General features: G+C 39.7%; 2 protein-coding genes and 1 pseudogene. 2 read left to right on the forward strand and 1 reads right to left on the reverse strand.

The genetic code is table 11. The features are described from left to right. Positions 1 to 134: pseudogene (locus H5072_RS17435) on the forward strand (DUF2721 domain-containing protein); the annotation flags it as partial. Between the two features lie 92 nt (positions 135 to 226). Beyond that, on the forward strand, positions 227 to 679 hold the full coding sequence (locus tag H5072_RS17440) for a cytochrome c (RefSeq protein WP_024595584.1): 453 nt from the start codon (positions 227 to 229) through the stop codon (positions 677 to 679). A 113-nt stretch (positions 680 to 792) separates the two neighbouring features. Here H5072_RS17440 and H5072_RS17445 read toward each other — a convergent pair. Beyond that, positions 793 to 2,204, reverse strand: a 1,412-nt coding sequence (locus H5072_RS17445) for an efflux RND transporter permease subunit (RefSeq protein ID WP_182694271.1), incomplete at its 5' end; no start/stop codon positions are given.

Raw genomic sequence — 2,204 nt, forward strand, 5'->3', positions numbered from 1 at the left:
CCATTGCAAGTTGCTTTGTAGCAGCAATGGCATTACTTATATGTGCATTTATGTCGTTACTTGGTGAGGTATTCTTAGCAACAAGAAGTATGCGTCGCGGGATGATATTTGCAGATATTGATATAAACGATTAAGTTTTAGTTAAATCTATCGTATTCACTTGAATAAATACGATGTTAGATACAAGATACCGAATTAAGAATTACAATTTTCAACAGGGGCAAACATGAAATTAAAAAAAGTATTAGCAACAATAGCGCTGGCAACGTGTGCATTTAGCGTATCGGCAAATTCTGCATTTAAAGAGCCAAGTGACGCGATTGAATACCGCCAAGCAGCGTTTTCAATGATCTCAGTACAAATTGGTGACATGGGCGCAATGCTAAAAGGTAAAGTACCTTTTGACGCAGAGCAATTTAAAAAGCGTGCTAACAACGCAGCTGCACTTTCAAAAATGCCATGGGAAGCGTTTTACGAAGGAACAGATAAAGGCGACACAGCTGCACTTGCTGCTGTTTGGTCTGAAAACGATACTTTTATGAAAAAAGCAACTGCATTCCAACAATACGCAGATGAGTTAGCAGTAGCGGCTCAATCAGGCGATAAGGCCGTAATTGGTAAAGCTTTTGGTGCATGGGCTAAAGGCTGTAAAGATTGCCATAAGCAATTTAAAGATTAATTATTGTTGTTTTAATACTTAATGTAGTAACAACAAATGATAAAAAGCACTGAATGGTTAATCATTCAGTGCTTTTTGTACCCGGCATTTAAGCCCGTATGTTATTTATTGAGCTAAACCTTCTGCGGGCGACGTTTAAATACAGTCCTAATCCCACCCAAAATGCGTGTAAACACCTTACCAATATCACTTAATATAATGTACAAGCATGGCACTAATATAAGTGTTATTAATGTTGCAAACATCACTGCAAAACCAAGCGCTACCGCCATAGGTATTACAAACTTAGCCTGCAGGCTTGTTTCAAACATAATGGGCAATACACCTGCAAATGTAGTAATTGAAGTAAGTAATATAGGTCTGAATCGAGCACAACCGGCATCTATTACAGCATTTTTAATACTAACACCTGTTTTACGGGCTTGATTCACATAATCGGTCATAACGAGTGAGTCGTTTATAACCACCCCTGCTGCTGCAATAATACCAAAGCCAGACATTAAAGTTATATCCAAACCAAACCAGTAATGCCCCCATATTGCTCCCGTTAAGCTAAATGGAATCACCGACATAACAATAAGTGGTTGCGCATAACTCTTAAGGGGTACGGCTAATAAAACATACACCAAAATCATACCGCCGAAGAAAAACATCTTCTGCTGATTAGCCTGATCTTGTTGCTCTTCAATGGCGCCACCTAGTTCTGACTTAACACTTGGATACTCTTCTTTAAGTTGTGGTAGTAGCTTTTCTTTAATTTGATCTACAACTTCGTTTGGCTCAATCACTTCTTCATCTATGTTTCCATAAACATACACAGTACGATAGCCCCCTTCCCGGCGGATATAACTAATGCCTGGTGTTTCAGTAAGTTCAACTACATCACCAAGCAGTACTTCACGGCCCTGCGGGGTAGTAACAACCGCATGCTTAAGTGACGAAAATGCCTCTCGAGTCAGTTTAGGGTAACGCACCATTACACGTACTTCCTCGCCTCGGCGAATAACACGTTGAGCCTCACCACCGTAAAAGCTTGCCCCAACTTGATTTGCAATAGAAGCTAAGTCTAAATCTAAATCGTAAGCGACCGGTTTTAGGCTCATTTGCACTTCTTTACTTGCAGGATCTATTGTAGAGCTAATATCAAACAAACCTTCTTGCTGTTGCAGCAACTCTATAAAACGACGTCCTGCATTATTTAATGTATCAATATCAGAGCCATATAATAAATAACCAAATTCGCCGTCACTGCTCCCTCCATTTACATCATCATAAATGGTTAATGATTTAACACCGGCAATATCGGGCATCGCCTCGCGCCAACGTCGTGATAATTCAAACGCGTTATAAGGCCTTATACTTTCATCAACAAGGGGAACAAGCACTTGTGCTTCAGTTCGCCCTTGGTTAAACACTAAAATATCTCTTATGAGTTTTTGACCATATTTGCGTTCGGTATCTTCATCAATCGCAATCACCATCGCTTCTATTTCACGAATAGCATTTATTGTTTGTATGTCTGATA

Origin of the sequence: Pseudoalteromonas sp. SR45-5 (genome assembly GCF_014163565.1) — a bacterium.
In the GTDB taxonomy this organism is placed as follows: Bacteria; Pseudomonadota; Gammaproteobacteria; order Enterobacterales; family Alteromonadaceae; genus Pseudoalteromonas; species Pseudoalteromonas distincta.